The organism is Streptomyces sp. GQFP, assembly GCF_021545335.1.
Lineage (GTDB): Bacteria > Actinomycetota > Actinomycetes > Streptomycetales > Streptomycetaceae > Streptomyces.
This window is the reverse complement of the sequence record NZ_CP089312.1, coordinates 6,706,029-6,728,493: the sequence shown is the minus strand read 5'-3', so window position 1 is coordinate 6,728,493 and position 22,465 is coordinate 6,706,029. Positions and strand designations below refer to the sequence as shown.

Annotated in this window: 25 protein-coding genes and 1 pseudogene; 9 read left to right on the top strand and 17 right to left on the bottom strand. The window is 68.5% G+C overall.

All coding sequences use genetic code 11. The annotated features are described in order from the left end of the window. Positions 1 to 28: 28 nt before the first annotated feature. Both LUX31_RS30345 and LUX31_RS30340 read right to left on the bottom strand, forming a co-directional pair. Positions 29 to 1,063, bottom strand: a complete 1,035-nt coding sequence (locus tag LUX31_RS30345; protein ID WP_235478491.1) for an esterase-like activity of phytase family protein — start codon at positions 1,061 to 1,063, stop codon at positions 29 to 31. 62 nt (positions 1,064 to 1,125) lie between these two features. Further along, on the bottom strand, positions 1,126 to 1,983 hold the full coding sequence (locus LUX31_RS30340) for a serine hydrolase (protein ID WP_235478490.1): 858 nt from the start codon (positions 1,981 to 1,983) through the stop codon (positions 1,126 to 1,128). Between the two features lie 207 nt (positions 1,984 to 2,190). Between LUX31_RS30340 and LUX31_RS30335 the strand changes: the two genes are divergently transcribed. Beyond that, positions 2,191 to 4,500, top strand: a complete 2,310-nt coding sequence (locus tag LUX31_RS30335) for an ArnT family glycosyltransferase (protein WP_235478489.1) — start codon at positions 2,191 to 2,193, stop codon at positions 4,498 to 4,500. Between the two features lie 264 nt (positions 4,501 to 4,764). Then, positions 4,765 to 5,574 carry an endonuclease I family protein gene (locus LUX31_RS30330; protein ID WP_235478488.1) on the top strand — a complete coding sequence of 270 codons (810 nt, stop codon included), beginning with the start codon at positions 4,765 to 4,767 and terminating at the stop codon, positions 5,572 to 5,574. A gap of 130 nt (positions 5,575 to 5,704) precedes the next feature. On the opposite strand, the gene LUX31_RS30325 is transcribed toward LUX31_RS30330, so the two are convergent. The 5 genes from LUX31_RS30325 to LUX31_RS30305 all read right to left on the bottom strand — a co-directional run bounded on the left by LUX31_RS30325 (position 5,705) and on the right by LUX31_RS30305 (position 10,104). Next, the gene (locus LUX31_RS30325; protein ID WP_235478487.1) at positions 5,705 to 5,857 is read right to left on the bottom strand and encodes a hypothetical protein; all 153 of its coding nucleotides are present in this window, start codon (positions 5,855 to 5,857) and stop codon (positions 5,705 to 5,707) included. A gap of 23 nt (positions 5,858 to 5,880) precedes the next feature. Then, on the bottom strand, positions 5,881 to 6,300 hold the full coding sequence (locus tag LUX31_RS30320; RefSeq protein ID WP_235478486.1) for a hypothetical protein: 420 nt from the start codon (positions 6,298 to 6,300) through the stop codon (positions 5,881 to 5,883). Between the two features lie 95 nt (positions 6,301 to 6,395). Next, on the bottom strand, positions 6,396 to 6,830 hold the full coding sequence (locus tag LUX31_RS30315; RefSeq protein ID WP_328285706.1) for a hypothetical protein: 435 nt from the start codon (positions 6,828 to 6,830) through the stop codon (positions 6,396 to 6,398). Between the two features lie 116 nt (positions 6,831 to 6,946). Continuing rightward, positions 6,947 to 9,670 (bottom strand): caspase, EACC1-associated type, encoded by a 2,724-nt coding sequence (locus LUX31_RS30310; RefSeq protein WP_235478485.1) that lies wholly within the window; start codon positions 9,668 to 9,670, stop codon positions 6,947 to 6,949. A 2-nt stretch (positions 9,671 to 9,672) separates the two neighbouring features. Further along, a complete protein-coding gene (locus LUX31_RS30305; RefSeq protein ID WP_235478484.1) occupies positions 9,673 to 10,104 on the bottom strand; it encodes an effector-associated constant component EACC1 in 432 nt (143 codons plus the stop codon). Between the two features lie 287 nt (positions 10,105 to 10,391). Between LUX31_RS30305 and LUX31_RS30300 the strand changes: the two genes are divergently transcribed. Both LUX31_RS30300 and LUX31_RS37990 read left to right on the top strand, forming a co-directional pair. After that, positions 10,392 to 10,787, top strand: a complete 396-nt coding sequence (locus tag LUX31_RS30300) for a hypothetical protein (protein WP_235478483.1) — start codon at positions 10,392 to 10,394, stop codon at positions 10,785 to 10,787. Positions 10,788 to 10,810: 23 nt separating this feature from the next. Then, positions 10,811 to 11,413: a transposase family protein gene (locus LUX31_RS37990; protein WP_443046013.1), complete on the top strand. Its 603-nt coding sequence runs from the start codon at positions 10,811 to 10,813 to the stop codon at positions 11,411 to 11,413. A gap of 63 nt (positions 11,414 to 11,476) precedes the next feature. On the opposite strand, the gene LUX31_RS30290 is transcribed toward LUX31_RS37990, so the two are convergent. The 7 genes and pseudogenes from LUX31_RS30290 to LUX31_RS30260 all read right to left on the bottom strand — a co-directional run bounded on the left by LUX31_RS30290 (position 11,477) and on the right by LUX31_RS30260 (position 15,167). Continuing rightward, positions 11,477 to 11,911, bottom strand: coding sequence for an NUDIX domain-containing protein (locus LUX31_RS30290; protein WP_235478482.1), 435 nt, complete (start codon positions 11,909 to 11,911; stop codon positions 11,477 to 11,479). A gap of 76 nt (positions 11,912 to 11,987) precedes the next feature. Beyond that, positions 11,988 to 12,360: pseudogene (locus LUX31_RS30285) on the bottom strand (formylglycine-generating enzyme family protein); the annotation flags it as partial. Positions 12,361 to 12,437: 77 nt separating this feature from the next. Then, positions 12,438 to 13,064 carry a hypothetical protein gene (locus LUX31_RS30280; RefSeq protein ID WP_235478481.1) on the bottom strand — a complete coding sequence of 209 codons (627 nt, stop codon included), beginning with the start codon at positions 13,062 to 13,064 and terminating at the stop codon, positions 12,438 to 12,440. Between the two features lie 9 nt (positions 13,065 to 13,073). Then, positions 13,074 to 13,238: a hypothetical protein gene (locus LUX31_RS30275; protein ID WP_235478480.1), complete on the bottom strand. Its 165-nt coding sequence runs from the start codon at positions 13,236 to 13,238 to the stop codon at positions 13,074 to 13,076. Positions 13,239 to 13,256: 18 nt separating this feature from the next. Then, on the bottom strand, positions 13,257 to 14,006 hold the full coding sequence (locus LUX31_RS30270; RefSeq protein WP_235478479.1) for a class I SAM-dependent methyltransferase: 750 nt from the start codon (positions 14,004 to 14,006) through the stop codon (positions 13,257 to 13,259). A gap of 58 nt (positions 14,007 to 14,064) precedes the next feature. Then, positions 14,065 to 14,265: a DUF397 domain-containing protein gene (locus LUX31_RS30265; protein WP_235478478.1), complete on the bottom strand. Its 201-nt coding sequence runs from the start codon at positions 14,263 to 14,265 to the stop codon at positions 14,065 to 14,067. Between the two features lie 143 nt (positions 14,266 to 14,408). Continuing rightward, positions 14,409 to 15,167 (bottom strand): GntR family transcriptional regulator, encoded by a 759-nt coding sequence (locus LUX31_RS30260; RefSeq protein ID WP_235478477.1) that lies wholly within the window; start codon positions 15,165 to 15,167, stop codon positions 14,409 to 14,411. A gap of 234 nt (positions 15,168 to 15,401) precedes the next feature. Between LUX31_RS30260 and LUX31_RS30255 the strand changes: the two genes are divergently transcribed. From LUX31_RS30255 to LUX31_RS30245, 3 genes are all read left to right on the top strand, one after another. Then, entirely contained in the window at positions 15,402 to 15,797 is a 396-nt protein-coding gene (locus tag LUX31_RS30255) for an ATP-binding protein (protein ID WP_235478476.1), read from the top strand. Positions 15,798 to 15,868: 71 nt separating this feature from the next. Then, the gene (locus LUX31_RS30250; RefSeq protein ID WP_235478475.1) at positions 15,869 to 16,168 is read left to right on the top strand and encodes a hypothetical protein; all 300 of its coding nucleotides are present in this window, start codon (positions 15,869 to 15,871) and stop codon (positions 16,166 to 16,168) included. Continuing rightward, positions 16,165 to 16,617: a type II toxin-antitoxin system VapC family toxin gene (locus tag LUX31_RS30245; protein ID WP_235478474.1), complete on the top strand. Its 453-nt coding sequence runs from the start codon at positions 16,165 to 16,167 to the stop codon at positions 16,615 to 16,617. The genes LUX31_RS30250 and LUX31_RS30245 overlap by 4 nt, the downstream gene beginning before the upstream one ends. Before the next feature lie 84 nt (positions 16,618 to 16,701). Here LUX31_RS30245 and LUX31_RS30240 read toward each other — a convergent pair whose 3' ends face one another. Further along, positions 16,702 to 17,466, bottom strand: coding sequence for an alpha/beta fold hydrolase (locus LUX31_RS30240; protein ID WP_235478473.1), 765 nt, complete (start codon positions 17,464 to 17,466; stop codon positions 16,702 to 16,704). Positions 17,467 to 17,634: 168 nt separating this feature from the next. On the opposite strand from LUX31_RS30240, the gene LUX31_RS30235 reads away from it, so the two are divergent. Further along, positions 17,635 to 18,867, top strand: coding sequence for an FAD-dependent monooxygenase (locus LUX31_RS30235; RefSeq protein WP_235478472.1), 1,233 nt, complete (start codon positions 17,635 to 17,637; stop codon positions 18,865 to 18,867). 90 nt (positions 18,868 to 18,957) lie between these two features. Then, on the top strand, positions 18,958 to 19,677 hold the full coding sequence (locus LUX31_RS30230; RefSeq protein ID WP_235478471.1) for a TetR/AcrR family transcriptional regulator: 720 nt from the start codon (positions 18,958 to 18,960) through the stop codon (positions 19,675 to 19,677). A 22-nt stretch (positions 19,678 to 19,699) separates the two neighbouring features. Here the strand turns inward: LUX31_RS30230 and LUX31_RS30225 are convergent, their stop codons facing one another. Both LUX31_RS30225 and speB read right to left on the bottom strand, forming a co-directional pair. Next, the gene (locus LUX31_RS30225) at positions 19,700 to 21,400 is read right to left on the bottom strand and encodes a thiamine pyrophosphate-binding protein (RefSeq protein WP_235478470.1); all 1,701 of its coding nucleotides are present in this window, start codon (positions 21,398 to 21,400) and stop codon (positions 19,700 to 19,702) included. Continuing rightward, positions 21,397 to 22,413, bottom strand: a complete 1,017-nt coding sequence (gene speB, locus LUX31_RS30220; protein ID WP_235478469.1) for an agmatinase — start codon at positions 22,411 to 22,413, stop codon at positions 21,397 to 21,399. Before speB ends, LUX31_RS30225 begins: the two co-directional genes overlap by 4 nt. Between the last annotated feature and the right edge of the window lie 52 nt (positions 22,414 to 22,465).

Sequence of the window (22,465 nt, the reverse complement as noted above, 5' to 3'; positions counted from 1 at the left end):
TCCGCAACAAACCCGGGGACGGCTGCGGCTACGGCGTGCGGACCTTCAGGAAGTAGAAACGGGTCGTCTGTACGGCGTTCTGGTTGTCGTCGCTGACCAGGAGAACGCGCAGGCCGCCGTGGGTATGGCCGGTGATGACCATGCCCTCGATGTTGTCGAGGAGGGGGTTGGGCTGGGGCTGCTTGGCGGTCGCTCCCAGTGACGGGCAGTTCACGATGTCGGCGAGGAGGGTCTTCTTGACCAGGCGTACGCCGTCCTGCCCGGTGAGGTTCTCGACGCCGCTCGTGTCGGTGGCGCGGCGCGGGTCGGCCAGGTAGAGGCGGACGGTGTTGCCGACGCCTGCGGTGAAGCCGCGCTCCAGGACGAGAAGGCGTCCGTCGGGGGTGGCCGCGACCTCGGGGACGCCGAGGTTGGTGTCGGTGCGGTAGGCGTACTGGGCGCCGAGGACGAAGGGGCCGCCCTTCCGCTCCCAGGTCTGCCAGCGGACGATGCCCGTGGAGTCGCCGGAGATCGCGTACTCCATGGAGGCGAGGAGCGTACGGCCGCCGGGGAGCAGGGTGAGCCCCTCGAAGGTCTGGTTGGTGGTGGCGCGACCGGCCGGGGCGACCTGGAGCGCGGCCGGCACCGGGAGACGGTCGAGGATGCGGCCGTCGCGGGAGTAGCGGCGTACGGAGGGTTCCGTCTCGGAGGAGACGAGCCGGGTGCCGTCGCGGTCGACGACCAGGCCCTCGGAGTCGAGCGCGGCGCCGGTCTCGTCGGCGAGCGGGACGACGCTCGTCGGGCTCAGGGTCCGCCGGTCGAGGGCGAAGAGGGAGGAGCGGTCGGAGAGGGCGGCGAGGTCGCCGTTCCGGTCGACGGCGAGCGCGGAGAAGTTGCCGACGAAGGTGCCGTCGTACGTCGTCTTGTCGAGGGCGTCGGAGAAGCGGTCGATGGAGACGGTGGGTGAACAGGCGTTACTGGTATGGGCGTTGATGGAGGTGGCGTTCGCCGGTCCGGCGGCGGTCAGGCAGGTGGCCGCCGCCAGGCCGGCGGTGAGGGTGGTGAGTACGGTTCGCAGACGCATGGCGGTCACCGTAAGGCGGGTTGGTGACGGCCGGGAGGCCGCGCAGTGAAGTCGGTCCGCGATCAGCCGGCCGCGAGGTCCTTGTGTACGACCTTGGCGACGCGTTCGATGGTCGTGATGCCGTAGTTCCAGGTGCTGTTGCCGTGGGTGAGCACGGAGATCATGTAGTCGTGGCCGCCGCCCTTGAACGAGCCGACGCTGTGCACCCGCCAGCCGTGCGAGGCGCGCTGCAGCCAGCCGTTCTTGACGTGCACGGAGACACCGGAGGGCACGCCCTTCGGCGTACCCCAGCGCTGCGACGCGACGACCTGGTTCATCAACTTCAGGATGTACGCACGGGAGTTGTCGGTCAGGACCGCGTTGTGGATGGTGGTGAGCGCGAGGAGCTTCTGCTCGTCGCGGGCGGTGATCTGGGTGAGCCCCCAGTAGCCGTTGGCGCCGGGCCGGGTCTGGGTCATGTTGGCGGCGGCGAGGAAGCCCTTGATCTTCGTCAGGCCGAGCTGGCTCCACAGCTTGGTGGTGGCGGCGTTGTCCGACTTGGTGATCATGGCCGTGGCGCGGCTCTTCTCCGTGGCGGTCAGGGCGCGTCCGGTCTTCTGGGCGTCCCAGAGCAGGGTCGCGAGGACGGTCACCTTGACGACACTGGCGGAGTCGAAGGCGGTCTGCGCCCGGTACACACAGGTGGTCTTCGTCGAGCGGTCGAAGACACCGACGCCGATGGAGCCCTGGCGCCCGGCGAGGGCGGAGGTGATGTCCCGCTTCAGCTTGGTGGCGAGGGCGGGCTTGGCCGACGTACAACTGACCGCCGCGGTGGCGGCGTTGGCGGGTGTGGCGGTGGCGAGGAGCGAGATCGCGGTGGCGGCCCCGACGGCGACACCGAGCGCGTGGGCACGCGCGGATCTGGATATGTGGTGAGTCATGGAGGTTCCCCATCCCCGTGAAAGACGTCAGCGGCCCCCCGGCACGCTGGTCCCCTTTGACTCACATGCACGTACGAATGGTTGTACGCCTGCCCGATTTCCTTTGGGTAAAGCATGCACCGCACGTAACACACTGTTGCCCGTATTCACAGGTGGCCCCCAGCTGCACCACAGCCCTCACCCACCCCCCGTCCAGACGATTCGATGGTGACATCTGCCACCGATCCACACCCCCACGCTCCGGAGACCCCCGTGGCCGCGGATCCCGCGGCCCCCGCGGCTCCACCGGCCCCCACCGCGCCAGGTACGCCCGGCACGCTCGAGAAGGCGCCGCGCTGGTCGCTGCCCGCGCTGCTCGCGATCATGGTGCTGGCCGGAGTCCTGTACTCCTGGAACCTCTCCTCCTCCGGCCTCAACAGCTTCTACAGCGCGGCCGTGCTCAGCGGAACGCAGAGCTGGAAGGCGTGGTTCTTCGGCTCGCTCGACGCGGGGAACTTCCTCACCGTCGACAAGCCACCCTTCGTCCTCATGGTCATGGGCCTGTCCTGCCGGGTGTTCGGCTTCGGCACGTGGCAGATGATGGCGCCGCTGATCGCGTCAGCGCTCGGCACCATCTGGATCCTGCACTCCTCCGTGAAGCGGGTGTTCGGCCACGCGGCGGCCACCGTGGCCGCACTCGTCCTGGCTCTCACCCCGATCACCGTGGCCATCAACCGGGACAACAACCCCGACACGCTGCTGGTCTGCCTGATGGTGGCGGGCGCGGCCCTCGCGCTGCGCGCCACGCGTGACGGCAGGCTGCTGCCGCTGCTCGGCTCGGCGGTGTGCTTCGGCCTCGCCTTCAACACGAAGATGCTCCAGGGCTACATCGCCCTGCCGGCCGTCTTCGCGGTGTACCTGTTCGCGGCCAACCTGGGCCTCGTGAAGCGGATCGTGAACCTGCTGCTCGCGGGCGTCGCGCTCGCGGTCGCCAGCTTCTGGTGGGCGACGGCGGTCTCCCTGGTCCCGGCCGACGAACGCCCGTACATCGGCGGTTCGACGGACGGCAGCGCCTGGAACCTGATCATGGGCTACAACGGCCTCGGCCGCGTCCTCGGCGGCGAGGGCAACGGCGGGGGCGGCGGTGGCGGAGGCGGCGGGTTCTCCGGGACCGCGGGCATCGGCCGGATGTTCAACGAGATCCTGGGCGGCCAGATCTCATGGCTGATCCCCTTCGCGGGCATAGCGCTGGTGGGCGGCCTGGTGTTGATCGGCCGAGCCCCGCGCACGGACGCAACTCGCGCCGCCCTGCTGATGTGGGGCGGCTGGACGCTGCTCCACTACCTGACCTTCGCCATGGCCGAGGGCACGATGCACCCGTACTACACGACCGCCCTCGCGCCCGGCATCGCGGCACTGTGCGGTGGCGGCGGAGTGCTCCTGCTGCGCGCGTTCCGCACCGACAAGCGGTGGGTGTGGGTACTCCCGCTGGCGCTCGGCATCACCGGTATCTGGTCGATCGTGCTGCTGCGCCGGACCTCCGACTGGAACGCGTGGCTGTGGCCGACGATCGCGGTGCTGATGGCACTGGCGATCACGGGTTTGCTGGTCTTCCGCACCGGACGCCGCGTCCAGTTGCTGGCGGCCTCGGTGGTCGCGGCGATCGTCGCGGCGGTGGCCGGCCCGGCCGCGTACTCCTTCGCGGAGACGTCGGCGACGGGCGGCGGCATGGGCGGTACGAACCCGACGGCCGGTCCTTCGACGGGCAGCGGCATGGGTGGTCCGGGTGGCGGCGGGGGCGGTGGCAATCGTGCGGGCGGCGGCTTCCCCGGCGGCGGCCAGGGCCAGCAGAACGGCCAACAGCAGGGTGGCCAGGCCGAGGGCGGTCAGCAGCAGGGCGGTCAGATGGGTACGCCGCCCAGTGGCGGGATGCCCAGCGGGGCGCCCGGTGGCACCGGTGAGCAGGGTGGTGGCCAGCAGGACGGCGGTATGGGTACGCCTCCGAGCGGCACCGGCGGTGAGACCGGCGAGGCCGGCGGCCAGCAGCAGGGCGGACAGCCCGGCGGCATGGGCGGTGGCGGCGGAGGTATGGGCGGTGGCGGCATGGGCGGCGGCGCCAGCACCGAGCTGATCACGTACCTGAAGAAGCACCAGGACGGCGCCAAGTGGCTGCTGGCGGTGTCCAATTCGCAGGGCGCGGCGCAGCTGATCGTGAGCAGCGGCGAGCCGGTGATCTCCATGTGGGGCTGGACCGGCACCGACAAGGCGATGACCCTGGCCAAGCTCAAGGAGCTGGTGAAGAAGGGCGAGTTGCACTACATCCAGATCGGCAGCACGGGCGGCGGGGGCGGCATGGGCGGCTCCAGCCTCAGCTCGGAGGTCACGGCGTGGGTGCAGGAGCACGGCACGGCGGTGAAGGAGAGCGAGTACAGCACCTCGTCGAGCTCGACGACGGAGGAGAGCGAGTCGGGCAGCACGCAGACGAGCACGCAATCCACGTCGTCGATCTACCGCCTGGACGCGTCGGACGTCAGCTGAGCCTGATCGACTGACGCCGAGTGAACTGTGTGGCCCCTGACCGGATTTCCGGTCAGGGGCCACACCTATCTCGAGCCTCCAGACCCTCCCATGACCTCCCCATAACGCTCTCTTGGCTCTACGCGCGTCAAATCGGGCCGGAATCAACCGAGTTGCCGCTTCAAGTCACGCAACGGACACGCGCAGTTCATTGCCTGAAACGCATGTCCATGTCACGCTCCCGGATGTCTCGCTCATTCGACACGCGTAGAACGGACACCCCCGATGCCCGCGACGCAGATACGCACCCGCCGTTGGAAGGCCGTGGCGCTCGCCACATCGACGGTTCTGGCCGCCCTCGCCATCCCCACGATGACGGCGACCCCGGCCGGCGCGACGACGACCGCGTACGACTCGACGTACTACAAGAACGCGATCGGCAAGACCGGCACGAGCCTCAAGTCCTCGCTGCACACGATCATCAGCAGCCAGACGAAGATCTCGTACTCCGCCGTCTGGAACGCGCTCAAGGTGACCGACCAGGACCCGAACAACAGCAGCAACGTGATCCTGCTGTACAGCGGTGTCTCGCGCAGCAAGTCGCTTAACGGCGGCGACGTCGGCGACTGGAACCGCGAGCACACGTGGGCCAAGTCCCACGGCGACTTCGGCGAGGCGACCGGCCCCGGCACAGACCTGCACCACCTGCGCCCCTGCGACGTCCAGGTCAACAGCATCCGCGGCAACCTGGACTTCGACAACGGCGGCAGCACGGTCACCAACGGCGGCGGCAGCACCGTCGACTCCGACTCCTTCGCACCGCGCGCCGCGGACAGGGGCGACGTCGCCCGCATGATCCTCTACATGACGGTCCGCTACGAGGGCGACGACGGCTGGGCGGACCTGGAGCCCAACGAGAAGGTGGGCAACGGCAGCAACCCGTACATGGGCAAGCTCGCCATCCTCAAGGCGTGGAACGAGGCGGACCCGCCCAACGCCTTCGAGGAGCGCCGCAACGACCTCATCTACACCAACTACCAGGGCAACCGGAACCCGTTCATCGACCACCCGGAGTGGGTCGAGGCGATCTGGTAGCCGGTCCGACGGCAGACGTCCCGCCTTACCCTGAACGCCCCGTGAGCTACGGGGCGTTCAGTGCGTCCGGACGAGCCCCTGCTTCGCCCAGGGGCGACAGGGATCGGGCGGGCTACTGCCACGTGGCGAGCTACTGACGCGTACGGCGACCGCCCCACGACAGATTGCCCTTCTCGTCGGTCAGCGCGAGAAACAGCAGGCCATGGGCCTTGTGTTTCCCGCTGTAGTTCCTGCGGTTGTCGGCTCCGGTGCGGCGCCGGGTGCCGTCCAGCAGGACGAGCACGCCGCCCCACTGCGCGATCTTCTTCAGGGCCCGGTCCAGGCGCAGGCCACGTCCTTCGCCGTCACCGGACCGCCCGCATCGGTGACGATCTCCATAATCCGCCGATAGTCCGAGGTCAGGACCTCAAGACCCATCCCGTCAACGCGGTCCGGGACCAGCCGCATCCCGGCCGCACCCGGTGTCAAGACCACCGGTTCCGGCTCCGGCTCCGGCTCCGGCTCCTGCTCCTGCTCCTGCTCCTGCTCCTGCTCCTGCTCCTGCTCCACGATGCCTGACGGACTCCGCCCGCCATCCGTTGCCTCGGCCCACTGCCCGTACACCACCTCGGCAGCCTCCAGCCTGGCCACCTCGACGTCGATCGCCGCCAGTTCCTTGCGCAGCAGCTCGGCCCGCTCAGCCAACATCACCCGCCGCTCGATCGTCCACGTCAGCACGTCCGCCATGAACAGTCCCTCTCCGGTCCGGCCTTCCCTCTCGGAGCGTACGAAGAGACCACCGCCGAAAACCGATTCCCGCAGAACGAGCCTGAGACGGACGATCACCTGCTAACGATCTCGCCTCCGGCCAGCACGAGCCAGCCACCACACAGCCACACCAGCCCCCGTGACCTGCGAAATTCAAGACGACAGGGCTTCACTGCGGTGAAGAGCAGCCGTTCCCGTTCGGCGGCGGAGAGCCCGGCGATCAGCCCGGGGGCGGCTCCCCGCTCGACCTCGGTGCGGTGGGCCAGCACAGCGGCGACCTTCTGCTCCAGCCAGGGGCTGACGTCGACGGTCGCGGTGACCCACTCGTCCGGCACCGTGAGCATGGCCTTGCCCATGGCGGCCATGTGTCCGCCCCACACCGTCGAGGCCGAGTGCGGGTGCGTTGCCAGGTACAGGGCGCTCGGCTGCCAGGGGTCGCCGACATCCGGGTAGAGCCGTTCGAGCCCGGCCGCCTGGACGGCGAGCAGGGTCGCGCGGTGCGGGTACATCGGCTGCTGGGCCTCGCGCTGACCCGGATCCGGCAGGCCGGCCGTTCGCCCGCATCCACGGCAACGTGATCTCGACGGGTGGTCGTTGCCGTAGATGAGGCTCCGTGAGCCCCCTGTTAGTCGAAGCGGCCGGCCCGGCGACGGGCTGCGCCTCGCTCGGCGTGGGCCCAGGCCATGGTGGGGTCGAGGTCGAGTGCGGCGGTGAGGTCGGTGATGGCTTGGTCGAAGTGGCCTGCCTGGCGGTGGGTCTGACCGCGAGAGGCGAGAGCCCACGCGTATTCGGGGTCGAGGTTGAACGCGGCGGTGAAGTCGGTGATGGCTTGGTCGAAGTGGCCCGCCTGGCGGTGGGTTTCACCGCGTTGAGCCAGGGCCCACGGGAATTCGGGTTTGAGGTCGAGCAGGGCGGTGAAGTCGGTGATGGCTTCGTCGAAGTGGCCCGCCTGGAGGTGGGTCTGACCGCGAGAGGCGAGAGCCCACGGATATTCGGGCTCGAGGTCGAGTGCGGCGGTGAGGTCGGTGATGGCTTGGTCGAAGCGGCCCGCCTCGCGGTGGGCTGCACCGCGTTGAGCCAGGGCCCACGGGAATTCGGGTTTGAGGTCGAGTGCGGCGGTGAAGTCGGTGATGGCTTGGTCGAAGTGGCCCGCCAGGCGGTGGGCTTCACCACGTTCAGCGAGGGCCCACGGGTATTCGGGTTTGAGGTCGAGTGCGGCGGTGAAGTCGCTGATGGCTTGGTCGAAGCGGCCGGCCCGGCGGTGGGCTGCGCCTCGCTCGGCGTGGGCCCAGGCCAGGGTGGGGTCGAGGTCGAGTGCGGCGGTGAGGTCGGTGATGGCTTGGTCGAAGTGGCCCGCCTCGCGGTGGGCTGCACCGCGAGAGGCGAGGGCCCACAGGTCTTCGGGGTCGAGGTCGAGTGCGGCGGTGAGGTCGGTGATGGCTTGGTCGAAGTGGCCCGCCAGGCGGTGGGCTTCACCGCGTTGAGCCAGGGCCCACGGGAATTCGGGTTTGAGGTCGAGCAGGGCGGTGAAGTCGGTGATGGCTTCGTCGAAGTGGCCCGCCAGGCGGTGGGTCTGACCGCGAGAGGCGAGAGCCCACAGGTCTTCGGGGGCAAGGTCGAGTGCGGCGGTGAGGTCGGTGATGGCTTGGTCGAAGTGGCCCGCCTCGCGGTGGGCTGCACCGCGAGAGGCGAGGGCCCACGGGTATTCGGGTTTGAGGTCGAGTGCGGCGTTGAAGTCGCTGATGGCTTGGTCGAAGTGGCCCGCCTCGCGGTGGGCTTCACCACGTTCAGCGAGGGCCCACAGGTCCTCGGGGTTGAGGTCGAGTGCGGCGTTGAAGTCGCTGATGGCTTGGTCGAAGCGGCCGGCCCGGAAGTGGGCTGCGCCTCGCTCGGTGTGGGCCCAGGCCATGGTGGGGTCGAGGTCGAGTGCGGCGGTGAGGTCGGTGATGGCTTGGTCGAAGTGGCCTGCCTGGCGGTGGGTCTGACCGCGAGAGGCGAGAGCCCACGCGTATTCGGGGTCGAGGTTGAACGCGGCGGTGAAGTCGGTGATGGCTTGGTCGAAGCGGCCCGCCTGGCGGTGGGTTTCACCGCGTTGAGCCAGGGCCCACGGGAATTCGGGTTTGAGGTCGAGCAGGGCGGTGAAGTCGGTGATGGCTTCGTCGAAGTGGCCCGCCTCGCGGTGGGCTTCACCCCGTTCAGCGAGGGCCCAGGCCAGGGTGGGGTCGAGGTTGAGTGCGGCGGTGAGGTCGGTGATGGCTTCGTCGAAGCGGCCCGCCAGGCGGTGGGCTTCACCGCGGCGGCCAAGGGCGTCCTCAGGGCCGGTGCCTGGACTGGCTGAGGCCTGCTGCTGTACAGAAGGAGGGTTGGACGGTACTTCGGACGGCGCTTCTGACGCCGATGTTTGAGGGGCGAGAGACCGCAGGCGCGTGGTGGCGGCGGTGGACACGCGTTTGCTGTCGTCGTCGGTGAGGTGGCGGATCTCATCGAGGACGGTGCTGCGTACCACGTCGTTGCCGATGTCGTGCAAACGGGCGAGCCCATCGAGCGCGGCGAGCCGGTCGTCGGCGATCGGGCTGGTGAGGGCATTGCGCAGGTAGGCAGGCAGGGCCCAGCTGATGTTGAGGGCTATGACGATGCGGCCCTCGACGCTGTCCTGCTTCTTGGGCCGCTGCTGCGGCATCTCCTCGACGACTCGTTCGTGAACGTAGCCGTAGAGTTCGTCCAGGGTGATGTTGCCGTAGCCATCGAGGTCCGCGCTGCCCTCGCGCAGCCCCTCCACAAGGTGGCGAGTGAACACAGACTGCGCCGCCTGACCGTGCACCTGGTTTCCCTCGAATGAATACTGGGTCGCGTCCGATGCAGTGAGCACACATCGGCCGCGAGCATGGAAGCGTTCCAGCGTGTGCACCGCAGTGTCGGCCTTGGCGATCCTGCCCGCCGGGAACGCCCCGCTGTAGCAGCAGTCGAGGATCAGCACCTTTTGCCGGGACGCGGATCCCACCATGGCCTGATCAATCTGCTCGGCGGACAGCGCCGTGAACAGCGGGCTGTCGTGGCGGCTGTCGGCCATCGCCAGGTAAAGCCGGCCCTCATCGTCCTTGAGTCCGTGGCCTGTGAAGTACAGGAGTGTGAGGTCGTCGCGGCGTCGGTCGTGGTAAAGGTCGTTGACGGCCTCACCGACGATGTGATGCGGTTGGTTCACCAGGGTAGTGACCTTGAACCCGGCAATGTCCGGGTCACGCAGCACCGCGGCGAGCGCCTCCGCGTCGTGCGCGGGGGTGGTCAACTGCCGCAGAGCACTGTCCCGGTACTCGTATGTGGCGACAAGTAGCGCCAGCCGGCGGCCCATGGCTAGCTGCCTGTGTGGCGACGGATGTATATGTCGATCAATTCGCGCCGCTCGGCGGTGGATGCCTTCTCCAGTTCGATCGTGTCGCCGTCGATGGTCAGCGAAACACGATGCCGTGCGGAGGACCTGTCGAGCCAATCGCGTACGGTCTCGATGAGCGTCGTGAACACGCCACCGGACGAACTCAGCGCCACCACGATGGCTCCGAGCGTGACAGGATCGGCGGCCTTCGCACCGTCTGGAGCGGGCACGCTTGGGCCAGGACGGACCCACTCGACATCCAGATCGGCAATCTCCGATCTCAGCCGACGGGTCACCCGTTCCCCCGCCTCCGGCTCCACATCAGGATCTGGCGCGACGACCAGCAGCACTTCCATCGCATCGTCCACCCGCTGATCTGCTGGGTGACTTCTCCACGAAACGTCGTCATGCATGCGCTCATCCCCCAATACAAACCGCTACAAATCCCTCATTCCAGTGTGGCGCCAATCGGCCATGGCAGCTAGTTGGCGCCGCTGGCCACCGCAGTGAAGCCCTGTCGTCTTGAATTTCGCAGGTCACGGGGGCTGGTGTGGCTGTGTGGTGGCTGGCTCGTGCTGGCCGGAGGCGAGATCGTTAGCAGGTGATCGTCCGTCTCAGGCTCGTTCTGCGGGAATCGGTTTTCGGCGGTGGTCTCTTCGTACGCTCCGAGAGGGAAGGCCGGACCGGAGAGGGACTGTTCATGGCGGACGTGCTGACGTGGACGATCGAGCGGCGGGTGATGTTGGCTGAGCGGGCCGAGCTGCTGCGCAAGGAACTGGCGGCGATCGACGTCGAGGTGGCCAGGCTGGAGGCTGCCGAGGTGGTGTACGGGCAGTGGGCCGAGGCAACGGATGGCGGGCGGAGTCCGTCAGGCATCGTGGAGCAGGAGCAGGAGCAGGAGCCGGAGCAGGAGCCGGAGCCGGAACCGGTGGTCTTGACACCGGGTGCGGCCGGGATGCGGCTGGTCCCGGACCGCGTTGACGGGATGGGTCTTGAGGTCCTGACCTCGGACTATCGGCGGATTATGGAGATCGTCACCGATGCGGGCGGTCCGGTGACGGCGAAGGACGTGGCCTGCGCCTGGACCGGGCCCTGAAGAAGATCGCGCAGTGGGGCGGCGTGCTCGTCCTGCTGGACGGCACCCGGCGCCGCACCGGAGCCGACAACCGCAGGAACTACAGCGGGAAACACAAGGCCCATGGCCTGCTGTTTCTCGCGCTGACCGACGAGAAGGGCAATCTGATCTGGATTTCCTCGGCCCGGCCCGGCCGGTCCAGCGAGATCACCACCGCCCGCCACGACAAGATCACCACACACCTTCGCGAAGCCGGGCTCGGCGCCCTGGCCGACCTCGGCTTCGTCGGACTCGACGACCAGCCCGACGACGACCCGGTGATCATCACCGAGCCGCAAGGCCACCCGCAACCACCAGCTCACCGACGCGGAGAAGGAGGCGAACCGCCTGCTCAGCCGCGAACGCGCGGCCGTCGAGCACGGCTTCGCCAACCTCAAGACCTGGCGCATCCTCACCAAGGTCCGCATGAACACCCACCACGCGACGACGCTCCTGCGGGCCCTCCTCGTCCTGGCGAACACCGAAGTGCAGAGGTGACCGACGATCTCCCCAGGACGATCATGATGCTGACCGGCACGAGTCCGTCACCCCCGACCCACACCAGCCCCGTGACCTGCGAAATCAGGATGAAAATCTCTCAAGGATGAGGACCGACCTCGCAACAGACTGAGGGGGCGCCCCTACGAGATCCGTCGAGGGGTGCCACCTTCTCAGGCACCCCAATTCTCGACGTACTCCCACAAGTAGTTGGCGAGTTCGGGCGGATGAAGTTCAAGCGCTCGCACGGCTGACGCATCCAACGCGACTCGCACCGGCGAGAAGTCACCTGTATCGGGATCGTCGAGTTCAGGGCCGCTACGGCGACCTGGATCCATGTCCAGCACGTCGGCGCGAAAGAAGTGCTGGATGACGGTGACCTTTTCGCCCGGTTCGGTCAGGGTCAGGAACTCGGTCGCAGGGCCGATCGTGGCGCCGATCTCTTCCATCACTTCGCGACGTAGAGCCGCTTCGAGGTCGGCGTCCTCAGCTTCGACGCCCCCACCGACGGTCGTGTAGTAGAGGGCGCCACCCGGCCATCCTCGGCGCAGGAACACCAACTGACCGCCATCAAGCAGAACCGCACGAACGTTGCGACGGACCTTCATACACGCGACGCTAGCGTGCCCAACCCGGCGAGGGGCCCGAACAGAAGCAGCGAGAAGGCCCCGCGAGGAGCGCTCCCGTACCGGCACGCCAGGCGTGCTCCCACTCGGCTTCGGTCGGCAGCCGGTACCCGTCGGCGGACACGTCCCACTCGACGCCTTCTCCGTCGGTACGGAGGTTGTACGCGAGCGTGAACCCGTCGCGCCGGGACAGGGAGTTGCAGAACCACGCCGCGTCCCACCAGGAGACGGACTCGACGGGCAGTTGCTCCCCCCTGGGCGGCGCTCGGCCGCAGGCCCGTGATCTGTGCGTACAACGCCTGGGTGACGGGGAATGCCGCAAGCTGGTAGGGCGAGAGCTTGACCGGCCAACTGCGCTGCGTCCGCCGGTCAGACAGCGTCACCTGCCCCGGCGGGATGGCGATCATCTCGTTCCCCGTCATCACGTCCATGATCAGGAGACCCTTACGAGCCCAACGAGCCCTGCCCACGCAGGACGGCGGAACAGCGGAACTCCAGTGCTGAACAGTCAGTGGTGCAAGATCTCCGGCGTGCTGTGCTCGTGCCGGACGTCCCTGAACAGGAGATAACCCGGGCCTGCTGGCTCCAGGCAGTACGGACCGTGGAGATCGAGGTTCGCAAGGTCTGTGGGGAACACGAAGTGCTCTCCGACATACGCCGGATCGACGGCGAAGCTCACTCGTGTGCCGCTGCCTTCGGCCGGATGAAACTCCTGGGGACCGTCGAGAGGCCGGATGCCGCGGAGTTCCTGGCGCAACCCGCGCCCCGCGCACCACATCTCGACAGTCACCTGTCGGGACACTGCGGCAGCAGCTGCCAGCAGCCACCACTCGGGGCCCAGAAGGGAATCGTAGTAACCGAGTTCGGGACCACCGGACGCTCCCCAGTCGTGCGGGTGGTCCATGGCCACCGTGAAACTGCTGTCGCCGGTGATCTCGACAAGACCACGCAAGGTATGCTCTGCGGCAACCCTTGCTGCCGGATGAAGCACGTGCCGCGCCACGGCGCACAGCAAGCTGGCCGACAGCTTCGGACTTCCGGGCCCCACCCCGAAGTACATGCCAGGCCGCTTACGCACGGCGGTATCGAACTCCAGTACTTCAATATCCGCCGCGCTGTACGAATACTCCGTCACGGCCACACACTATCGACGCTGCCTCGGCGGTCCGTAGGAGAAGCAGAACCACTCCGCGAAGTCGTCGACGGTGATCTCCGACGCACCCCAACGCTGCTCCAGCGCCGCGCGCTCCGTCCGCATGCCCCAGAAGGACGAGGAACGGGTCGGCAGCGCCGCCCTGATCGACCTCAACAGGCCCTACTCAGGCGGTCAGCCGGACCGGAGTCGGAAGTGCAGCACGCCGGAGGCGTCGGCAGGGGCGGGCTTGCCGTCCGCGTCGGTGACCGCGCTCACCACCAGACCGGCGAGGACGGCCAGTTCCTCGAACTGCTCCCGGCTGTACCAGTGCATGGTCCACGGGCGCTCTTCGACAGTGCTGTCCGAGCCGCGGTGCCGTTCGTAGCGCAGAAGCGTCGTCTGCGTCCGGGCCGTCTCGTCACGCTGCTCGTCGACGACGGACACCCGCAGCTCGGCGCCATCGGCCGCGATGGCCGTGCGCACCCGGCCGATCTGTTCGGCGGGGATCGGCTCGGGGGTGAACAGCGGCACCAGAGCGGTGCCGCCCTCGGCCAGGTGAGCGCGGATACCGCGCAGGGCGGCGAGCGCAGTGACGTCGTCCGGGAGCAGCGTGAAGGTCGGCCCGGCGAGGAAGACCGCCCGGTAGCGGCGGGGCAGGTCCAGAGCCTCCATACGCTGCTGGAAAACGGTGACACCAACGCCTTGTACGTCGGCCCGGCGCCGGCGCCGCTCCAGCATGTCGCCCGAGGAATCGACACCATCGACGTCCAGACCACGCCGCCGCAGCTCGATCAGCGGCTCACCGTCATCGCACCCCAACTCCAGCGCTGGCATACCGACTTGCCGAATGAAGTCCGCGTAGGGCTCGGGGTCCTGGGAGTAGGACTTCAGCGGCCCGTAGAGCTCCGCGACAATGCCGGTGTAGAAGTCAGCTGACTCCACGACGGTCACCCTACGCAGGGCTTTCTGCTCGGTCGCTCGAATATTGACGGCGGGTCACTTATCGCCGAACAACATGCGCGACCCGTTCTACCTCGCCGAGAAACGACAGCCACGCCACGGCGCCGACAGCGACGACAGGGCCAGGCAGGTTCTTCGAGTCACGGACGTCGATACCGGCCGTCCGCAGGCGGATTTCTATGCATTCCCCGTTCTGGCCGCTGTAGCTGCTCTTGAACCAAGTGGTCCGCTGCGACGACATGTGCTGCTCTTCCTTATGAGTCGGTCAGCCCCTCGGCGATCGCCATGATCCGAGACTCGGATTCCATCGCGCCGAGGGCTGCGGCACGGAGGTGATCGAAGGCGCCTCCCAGCGCTAATCGCCGGGTTCCCGCCAGCACCAATTCAGGCCTCGAAGCCGTACTCCAGCACATACGCGGCCGAGTCCAACACCATCTCGTTCACCTCGACGGCCACGCCCTCGGCATCGAACGCGGTCCGGGCAACCAGCACGACAGGCACGCCGGACGGCAACTCCAGTCGCACGGCCTCGTCCCCGCTCGGCATCCGGGAGCGGATCTCCTCGCGGAAGCGGACCGGCTTGCGGCCCAGTTCCTCAAGCCTCGCGTAGATACCGCCAGGGCCCGTGTCCGCCTGCGTGACGGGCGTACCGGCGACCAGGTCTGCCGGCAGATACGACGTGGCGAGAAGCACCGGCTTACCGTCGAGGGTGTAGCGGCGCCGCCGCACACAGACCTGGGCCCCTTCCTCCAGGTCCAGAACGCCGGCGACCACAGCCGGGGCCTCCTCCTCGCTCACCTCGACCGAGTCGACAACGAGTTCACGGCCTGCTGCGTCGGCCGCCCAGATGGACCGGCCTTCGCCCCACTGCGAGTGAGCAACGCGTTGGACACCCCGGCGCCGAATGGGCTTGAAGTCCCGGACGAACACCCCGGCCCCCTTGCGCGCTTCGACGATGCCCTCAGCCTGCAGAACACCGAGAGCCTGTCGGGCCGTCATACGGGCAACACCGTGTACGTCCATGAGGTCGTTCTCGCCAGGGAGCCTCTCACCCGGGCCGTACTCACCGGATTCGATGGCCGCCCGCAGCTCCTCGGCAATGCGCTGGTACTTGGGCTGACGCCCCGCGCCCCGGCCGCTCATCAAGGTCTCCCTCCGATCATCTCTAGACATCCTAGGCACCGCCCACCGCCCCCTCACCACCAGTCAGCTATCACCTCCGAGCAATTTCGCTCACATCTCTAGAGATGTATTGCGAAGGCTCAGCGCGGGCGCTTCAGTGGCTACATCTCTAGAGAAGATTCCGACCCTCTCTCGTCCCCCGCCTTGGAGGTCTTCATGCCGGCCCACACCGCACTTCAGCAACCTGCAAGCGGCATGTCGGAAGCCACCTGGCAGCTCCCCCACACCCCCCGCAGCGCCCCCCGCGCCCGCGAACTCCTCCGCACCCAGCTCACCGACTGGAAGATCGACGGCGAAGTCGCCGAAACCGCCGAGCTGTTGCTCTCGGAGCTGGTCACCAACTCCCTCCGGCACGCCTCCACCCCGCCCGGCCGCGAGATCGGCGTCCGATTCGCCACGCACAACGGATGCCTGCGCGTGGAGGTCGCCGACGCGAACAACCGCCGCCCCACACCCCGACAGACCAGCCCCGACAACGAAGGAGGCCGCGGCCTCACCCTCGTACAGACCCTCGCTGAGCGTTGGGGCTGCTGTCCCCGACTGCACGGCATCGGGAAAGCGACGTGGGTGGAACTGGCGCTTCCACGATGAGCACCGCTCACGCGACGGTACTGTCGGAATCACCGCACATCACACCGAACGGCACACCTTAGGAGATCCCCGTGGCCGACGCCCCCGTTCCACCGCCGGACCACGCGGCCCCGCCCAAGGATGCTGTCACCGTCACCGTCACTTACACGGGCGCCGAAGCCGAAGCACTGCGCACACTGGCCCTTCTGGAGGGGCGCACCCCGGAGGAGGTCGCGCTGGATCGCATCGCTCGCCGCGTCCCGCTGTCCTTCTCCTCCTCCTTTGGCGAGGACTCCGAGGCGATGGCCGCGCTGACGCGTGCGATGTTCGACGGCCCCTCCGACCTCGCAGCCAAGTCCGGCGACGACCTCTTCCAGGAAGGCGACTGTTGAAGCGTCACCGGTTCGCCGTGGCGGACACGTCGGTTCTCCTCGCGATCTACAACCGCAAGGACGATCATCACGAATCCGCCGTACAAGCCCTCTCCCTGGCCGACCGGCTCGTCGTGTCACCGCTGGTCCTGACCGAACTGGACTATCACCTCACGACGAAGATCAGCGGCAGGGCAGCCGCAGACGCTCTGGCCAGCATGCGCGCATGGGCAAGCGCCGATCGCCTCAAGCTCGCCGCCGTGGGATGGCCGTTGCTGAGCGAGGCCGAGCGGCTCATGCGTACGTACGCGGATCATGACGCCATCGGAATGACCGACGCGGTCAACGCTCTCCTGGCATGGACGTTGCCACAGCCCGTCGTGCTGACACTCGATCACCACTATCGGAACGTCATCGCACCCCGCACACCGACAGAGAAGCCCTTGCAGGTACTTCCGATTCCCGAGTAGTACCCATCCGTATGGCCCAGAAGGACTGGGAACGGGCCGGATCGCCCGGCCTCGTACGCAGACCTCGGCGGCCCGTCCGGCCCGTCAGCCGTCCAACGCGTCCCAGAAATCGGTGAGGACCTGGGCGCCCCGTACCGGGTCCTGAGTCATCCACCAGTGGCCCAGGCCGTCGAGTGTCACCGTACGGGCGCCGGCCCGGCGTGCCGTGCGGGTGCGCTGTTCGTCCGTGCCGACCACGCGGTCTTCGGTGGCGAGCAGGGACAGGCCCGGGCGTTGCGCCGCGCGTTCGAGGTTCTGGCCCAGTTCGGCCATCACCGGCTGGGCGGCCGATCGGTAGAGGGCGTACGCCGCTCGGCCCATCGCCTCGTCCTGGCCCGCCGCGACCCGCTGCGCCACCGGCTCGCTCATGCCGAGCTGTACGAGGATCGCGACCCGCATCTCGGGGTCCGGGCCGAGCGGTACGGCGGAGGCCGGGCCCGTGCTCTCCGGCGCCTGCTGGCTCAGGGCGAACTCGTGCCATACGTAGTCCGGGTCGAACAGGCCGATCACATCGCTGACCCAGCTGCGTACGAGGTCCGGGCGGGCCATCACCGCGTTGAGGGCGTGTGCGCCGCCCCAGTCGTGTCCGACCAGGTCGACGGGCTCGGCGAAACGCTCCAACTCGCCGATGAGCCAGTCCCGGTAGTCACCGACGGTCGCACCGAACCCCGTCGGCAAGGGCGCCCCGAAACCGGGCGGGGAGAGGCGGATCGGGGCGGGGCGGGCGGGAGCGACGCGTTCCAGCTCGACGAGCAGCGGCTCCCAGACGTCCTGCGTCTCGGGGAAGCCGTGGACGAAAACGGTTGGCATGGCGGCAACTCCGTTCTTCGTGTTGGTCGCGACTTGATTTCACGACCTATCAGATGACCGATCAGACGGCCAAGCAGTGACTTATCAGTGGCTGGTCAGTCACTGATCAGACAGCCGATCAACGACTGACCAAATGACCAATCTGGTCAGTGAGTATAGTCTGGGGACATGAACACGAACACCAACCCGCGACAGCGGGCCCTCGTCGTCGGACTCGGCGTCAGTGGAACCGCCTCCGCGCTGCGGCTCCACAAGGCGGGCTGGGACGTCACCGTCCTGGAGAAAGCAGCCGAACGCCGGCGCGGCGGGTACTTCCTCACTCTCTTCGGCACCGGGATCACCGCGGCCGAGCGTCTGGGCATCGAGGTGCCGGACCGTTTCTCGGAGGACATCGCCTACTACAACGTCGATCGCGCGGGCCGGCGACGGCGCGGCATGGGTTTCGCCGAGGCCGTGGCCGGCGAGTCACGCCCGGTCGTGCGCGGCGATGTCGAGCAGGCGGCGTTCGACGCCCTGCCCGAGGACGTCGAGATCCGGTACGCGTCCGTGCCTGTGGCGCTGCGCCAGGACGAGGACGAGGACGAGGACGGCGTACACGTCGACATCGAGGACCGGGCCTCGGGGACGGTGACCACCGAACGGTTCGACCTCGTCGTCGGCGCCGACGGTCTGCGCTCGACCGTGCGGCGGCTGGCCTTCGGGCCCGATGACGGCCACATCCACCGTCTCGGCTACATGCTCGCGGCCTGCGCCCTGCCCAGCTCGGTCCCCGGTTTCCGGGGCACGGACGGCATCGTCATGTCCGAACTCGGCCGGTCCGCATGGGTGTTCGCCTTCGCCGACCGGCCCCCGACGGTGCTGTTCAACTACCGCACCGACGATGTGGACGGCGAGTTCACCCGGCCCGCCATCGACTCGCTGCGGGCCGTGTTCGGACCGGAGCCCACGGGCTCGACGCTCGGCTGGCTGCTCGACCAGTTCGAGCAGGCACCGGACCACCTGTTCGACACCGCCGAGCAGGTACGGCTCGACACCTGGCACCAGGGCCGGGTCGTGCTCGTCGGCGACTCGGCCTGGTGTCTGACCCTCTACTCCGGGATGGGGGCCTCCAGCGGCCTGGCCGGGGCCGACATGCTGGGCACGATGCTGGAGCGGCATCCCGGAGACGTGCCGCGGGCGCTGCGGGCCTGGGAGGAGAAACTCCGCCCCTTCATCGAGTTCCACCAGGAGACCGGCATAGCCATGCGCAAGCTCTTCGTCCCGGCCGACCACACCGAGTACCAGATCCGGTCCCTCTTCGACCACGTGGTGGGGACGACGGTCGGCCGTACGGTCATCTCGAAGCTGGAGCATCGCAGCAAGGCTTCCCGGATGAAGACGGTCGACATCGGCCTGTCGTAACCGGTCCGCCCTGGCCTGCTCACCTCCGTGAACCCCCGCGAACCCCCGTGACATCATGCTGCGAAGAGCGAAACGGGAGGAAACACGACGGTGAGCCGGCTGATCGAACACGACTCCGTCAAGGCGGCCAGAATCCTCGACAGCGCGCGCGAGCTGGCCCTCGAACACGGCCTCCGCAAGGTGACCATCGCCGAGATCGCCGCAGCCGCGGCCGTGGGCAAGGGCACGGTCTACCTGTACTGGGAGACCAAGGAAGACCTGTTCGTGGGGCTGGCCGCACGCGAGGTGCTGACCTGGATCGAGACCGTCAACGACCGGATCGCCCAGGACCCGCAGTCCGTCCTGCCCCGCCGTCTCGCTCCGCTGCTCATCCGTACGACGCTGAGCAACCCGTGGCTGCGGTGGCTCCAGAGCGACGACAGCGCCATGCGCCAGCTGCTCCACCGCCCCACCGACCAGCAGCGCTTCGCCGAGGCCACCACGAGCGCGATGGGCAACGCGGTCCTGACGATCCTGCGCGACCACGGGATCGTGCGCGACGACCTCCCGCTGCCCAGGCAGATGTACGCCCTGCACGCCGTGCTGGTCGGGTTCGTCACCGTCATGAGCAACGCCCATGACGCGGGCCCGTTCAGCATCGACGATCCCGAGACCGCCCTGGCCGACACCGTCCAACTGCTGCTCGAACGGCCCCGCGACCCCGCCGCCCGCGATGTCGCCAAGGCGGCGGAAGCGGTACGGGCCCGGTTCACCGAGATCCACGACAACCTGCTGGACCTCGTCGCGACGGGCGCCGCAGGAACCAGGTGACCGCCTCCGCCCTCGAGCGCCGTCAGTCACCCAAATGCGTCGCCGCGAACATCCGCAACACCGCCGGAAGCACCACCACCGAAGGCCCCGCCTCCCCCAACGCCTCAGCCAGATCCTTCTCCAGCGTCTCCGGCGTCGTCCGCACCCCCGGCACCCCGAACGACTCCGCCAGCGCCACATAGTCCGGCCGCGACAACTCCGTCCCCGTCGCCTCCCCGAACGCGTCCGTCATGTACTCGCGCAGAATGCCGTAGCCGCCGTCATCCACGATCAGCCAGGTCACGTTCAGGTCGTACTGCCGAGCCGTCGCCAACTCCGCGATCCCGTACAGCGCCCCGCCGTCCCCCGAGACCGCCAGCACCGGGTACGTCGGGTCGGCCACGGCCGCTCCCAGGGCCGCCGGGAAGGCATAGCCCAGCCCACCCGCCCCCTGAGCCGAGTGCATCGTGTTCGTGCCGCGCGGGTCGAAGCCCGCCCAGGCCCAGTACGAGAGGATCGTCATGTCCCAGAAGGACGGGGACCGGGACGGCAGCGCCGCCCTGATCGACTTCAACAAGCCCTGCTCCAGGGTGAGTTCCTGAGCGGCGATCCGCTCGCCCACCCGGTCCAGCACTCCCCGGACCCGCTCCTCCGCCTCCGTCCTCGCCGCCTCGTCCTCCCTCGCCACCACCGTTTCCAGCAGCGCCTGCAGCGCCAGCCGTGCATCCGCGTGGATGCCCAGCGCGGGGTGGTTGGACTCCAACTTGCCGAGGTCCGCGTCGACTTGGATGACCCGGCCGCGCGGCTTGAACGTGTGGTAGTTCGACGACAGTTCGCCCAGTCCCGAGCCCACGACCAGCAACACGTCCGCGTCCTCAAGGAAGTCCGTCGTGTGCCGGTCCTCCATCCAGGACTGGAGGGACAGCGGGTGCGTCCACGGGAACGCCCCTTTCCCGCCGTACGTCGTCACCACCGGCGCCTGCAGTCGCTCCGCCAGCGCCCTCAACTTGCCCGACGCGTCCGCCCGTACGACTCCGCCGCCCGCGATGATCGCCGGGCGCTCGGCGTTGGACAGCAAGTGGGCTGCCAGGGCCGTCAGTTCGGGGCGCGGGGGCAGCTCCTCGGGGAAGGCGTCGCCGCCCGTCACCACCGGGATCGCAGTCTCCGACAACAACACGTCCTGCGGGATCTCCACCCAGACCGGGCCGTGCGGGACCGTGAGCGCCGACTTCCAGGCATCCGCGATCGCCGACGGGATCTGCGACTGCGTACGCACCGTGTGAACCGACTTCACCACACCCCTGAACGACGCCTGCTGGTCCGGGAGTTCGTGGAGGTAGCCGTGTCGGCCCCCGCCCAGCCCGGCAGTTGGGATCTGGCTGCTGATCGCCAGTACCGGGGCCGACGCCGCCGCCGCCTCCTGGAGTGCCGCCAGTGACGTCAGCGCGCCCGGGCCTGTCGACAGCAGGAGCGGCGCCGCCTCTCCCGTCACCCTGCCGTACGCGTCCGCCGCGAACCCCGCGTTGTTCTCCACCCGTAGGCCGATGTACCGCAGGTCCGAGCGGCGCAGTGCGTCGAACATTCCCAGGGCGTGCTGGCCGGGCAGGCCGAAGACAGTCGTCGTGCCGAGGCCGGCCAGCGTCTCCACGACCAGGTCTCCGCCGTTGCGGCCGGGGGGCGGGTTGAGCGCGGCCTCCGTCTGAGCGGCGGTCGGCTTCAGCACCAGGTCGTGGTCGTGGGTCATTTCGCTACGCCGTCCTCGTTCTCGCCCTCGTCCCCGCGGGCCTGTGCAGTCTGTTGGGCAATCTGGCGGGACATGATCGTCGTCAGTTCGTACGCCGTGTGCGACGCCGCGACCGACGTGATCTCGGCGTGATCGTACGCGGGGGCCACCTCCACCACATCCGCCGAGACCAGGTTGCAGGACGCCAGGCCCCGCAGGATCTCCAGCAGCTCCCTCGACGTCATACCGCCCGCCTCCGGCGTACCCGTGCCGGGTGCGAACGCCGGGTCGAGACAGTCGATGTCGATGGAGATGTACAGCGGGCGGTCGCCGATCCGGTCGCGGAGCTGGTCGGCGACCTCGTCGACCCCCCGCCGCATCACATCCGCCGACGTCACGATGCCGAAGCCCATCTTCGCGTCGTCGTCCAGGTCCTGCTTGCCGTACAGCGGACCACGCGTGCCGACGTGGGAGAGGGCGGAGGTGTCCAAGATGCCCTCCTCCACCGCCCGCCGGAACGGCGTCCCGTGTGTGTACTCGGCCCCGAAGTAGGTGTCCCAGGTGTCGAGATGGGCGTCGAAGTGGAGCAGCGCGACCGGGCCGTGCTTCTTCGCCACCGATCGCAACAACGGCAGCGCGATCGTGTGGTCACCCCCGAGGGTCATCAACCTCGACCCTGCCCCCAGCAGCTCATCTGCCGCCGCCTCCACCGTCTCCACGGCCTCGTTGATGTTGAACGGGTTGGCGGCGATGTCCCCGGCGTCCGCCACCTGCGCCAGCGCGAACGGGGACGCGTCCTGCGCCGGGTTGTACGGGCGCAGCAGCCGCGACGCCTCGCGGATCGCGTTGCCGCCGAAGCGCGCGCCCGGCCGGTACGAGACCCCCGAGTCGAACGGCACCCCGACCACGGCGACATCCGCACGTCCGCCGACCTCGTCGAGGCGCGGCAGCCGCGCGAAGGTCGCGGGACCGGCGAATCTCGGGACGCGGGACGAGTCGACGGGGCCACGGGGCGTCTGGTGGCTGCTGGTCATACCGTTCCGCCTTCTCTCTGCGCCGGACGTGGCCGGCGAGCCGCTGGCGCCA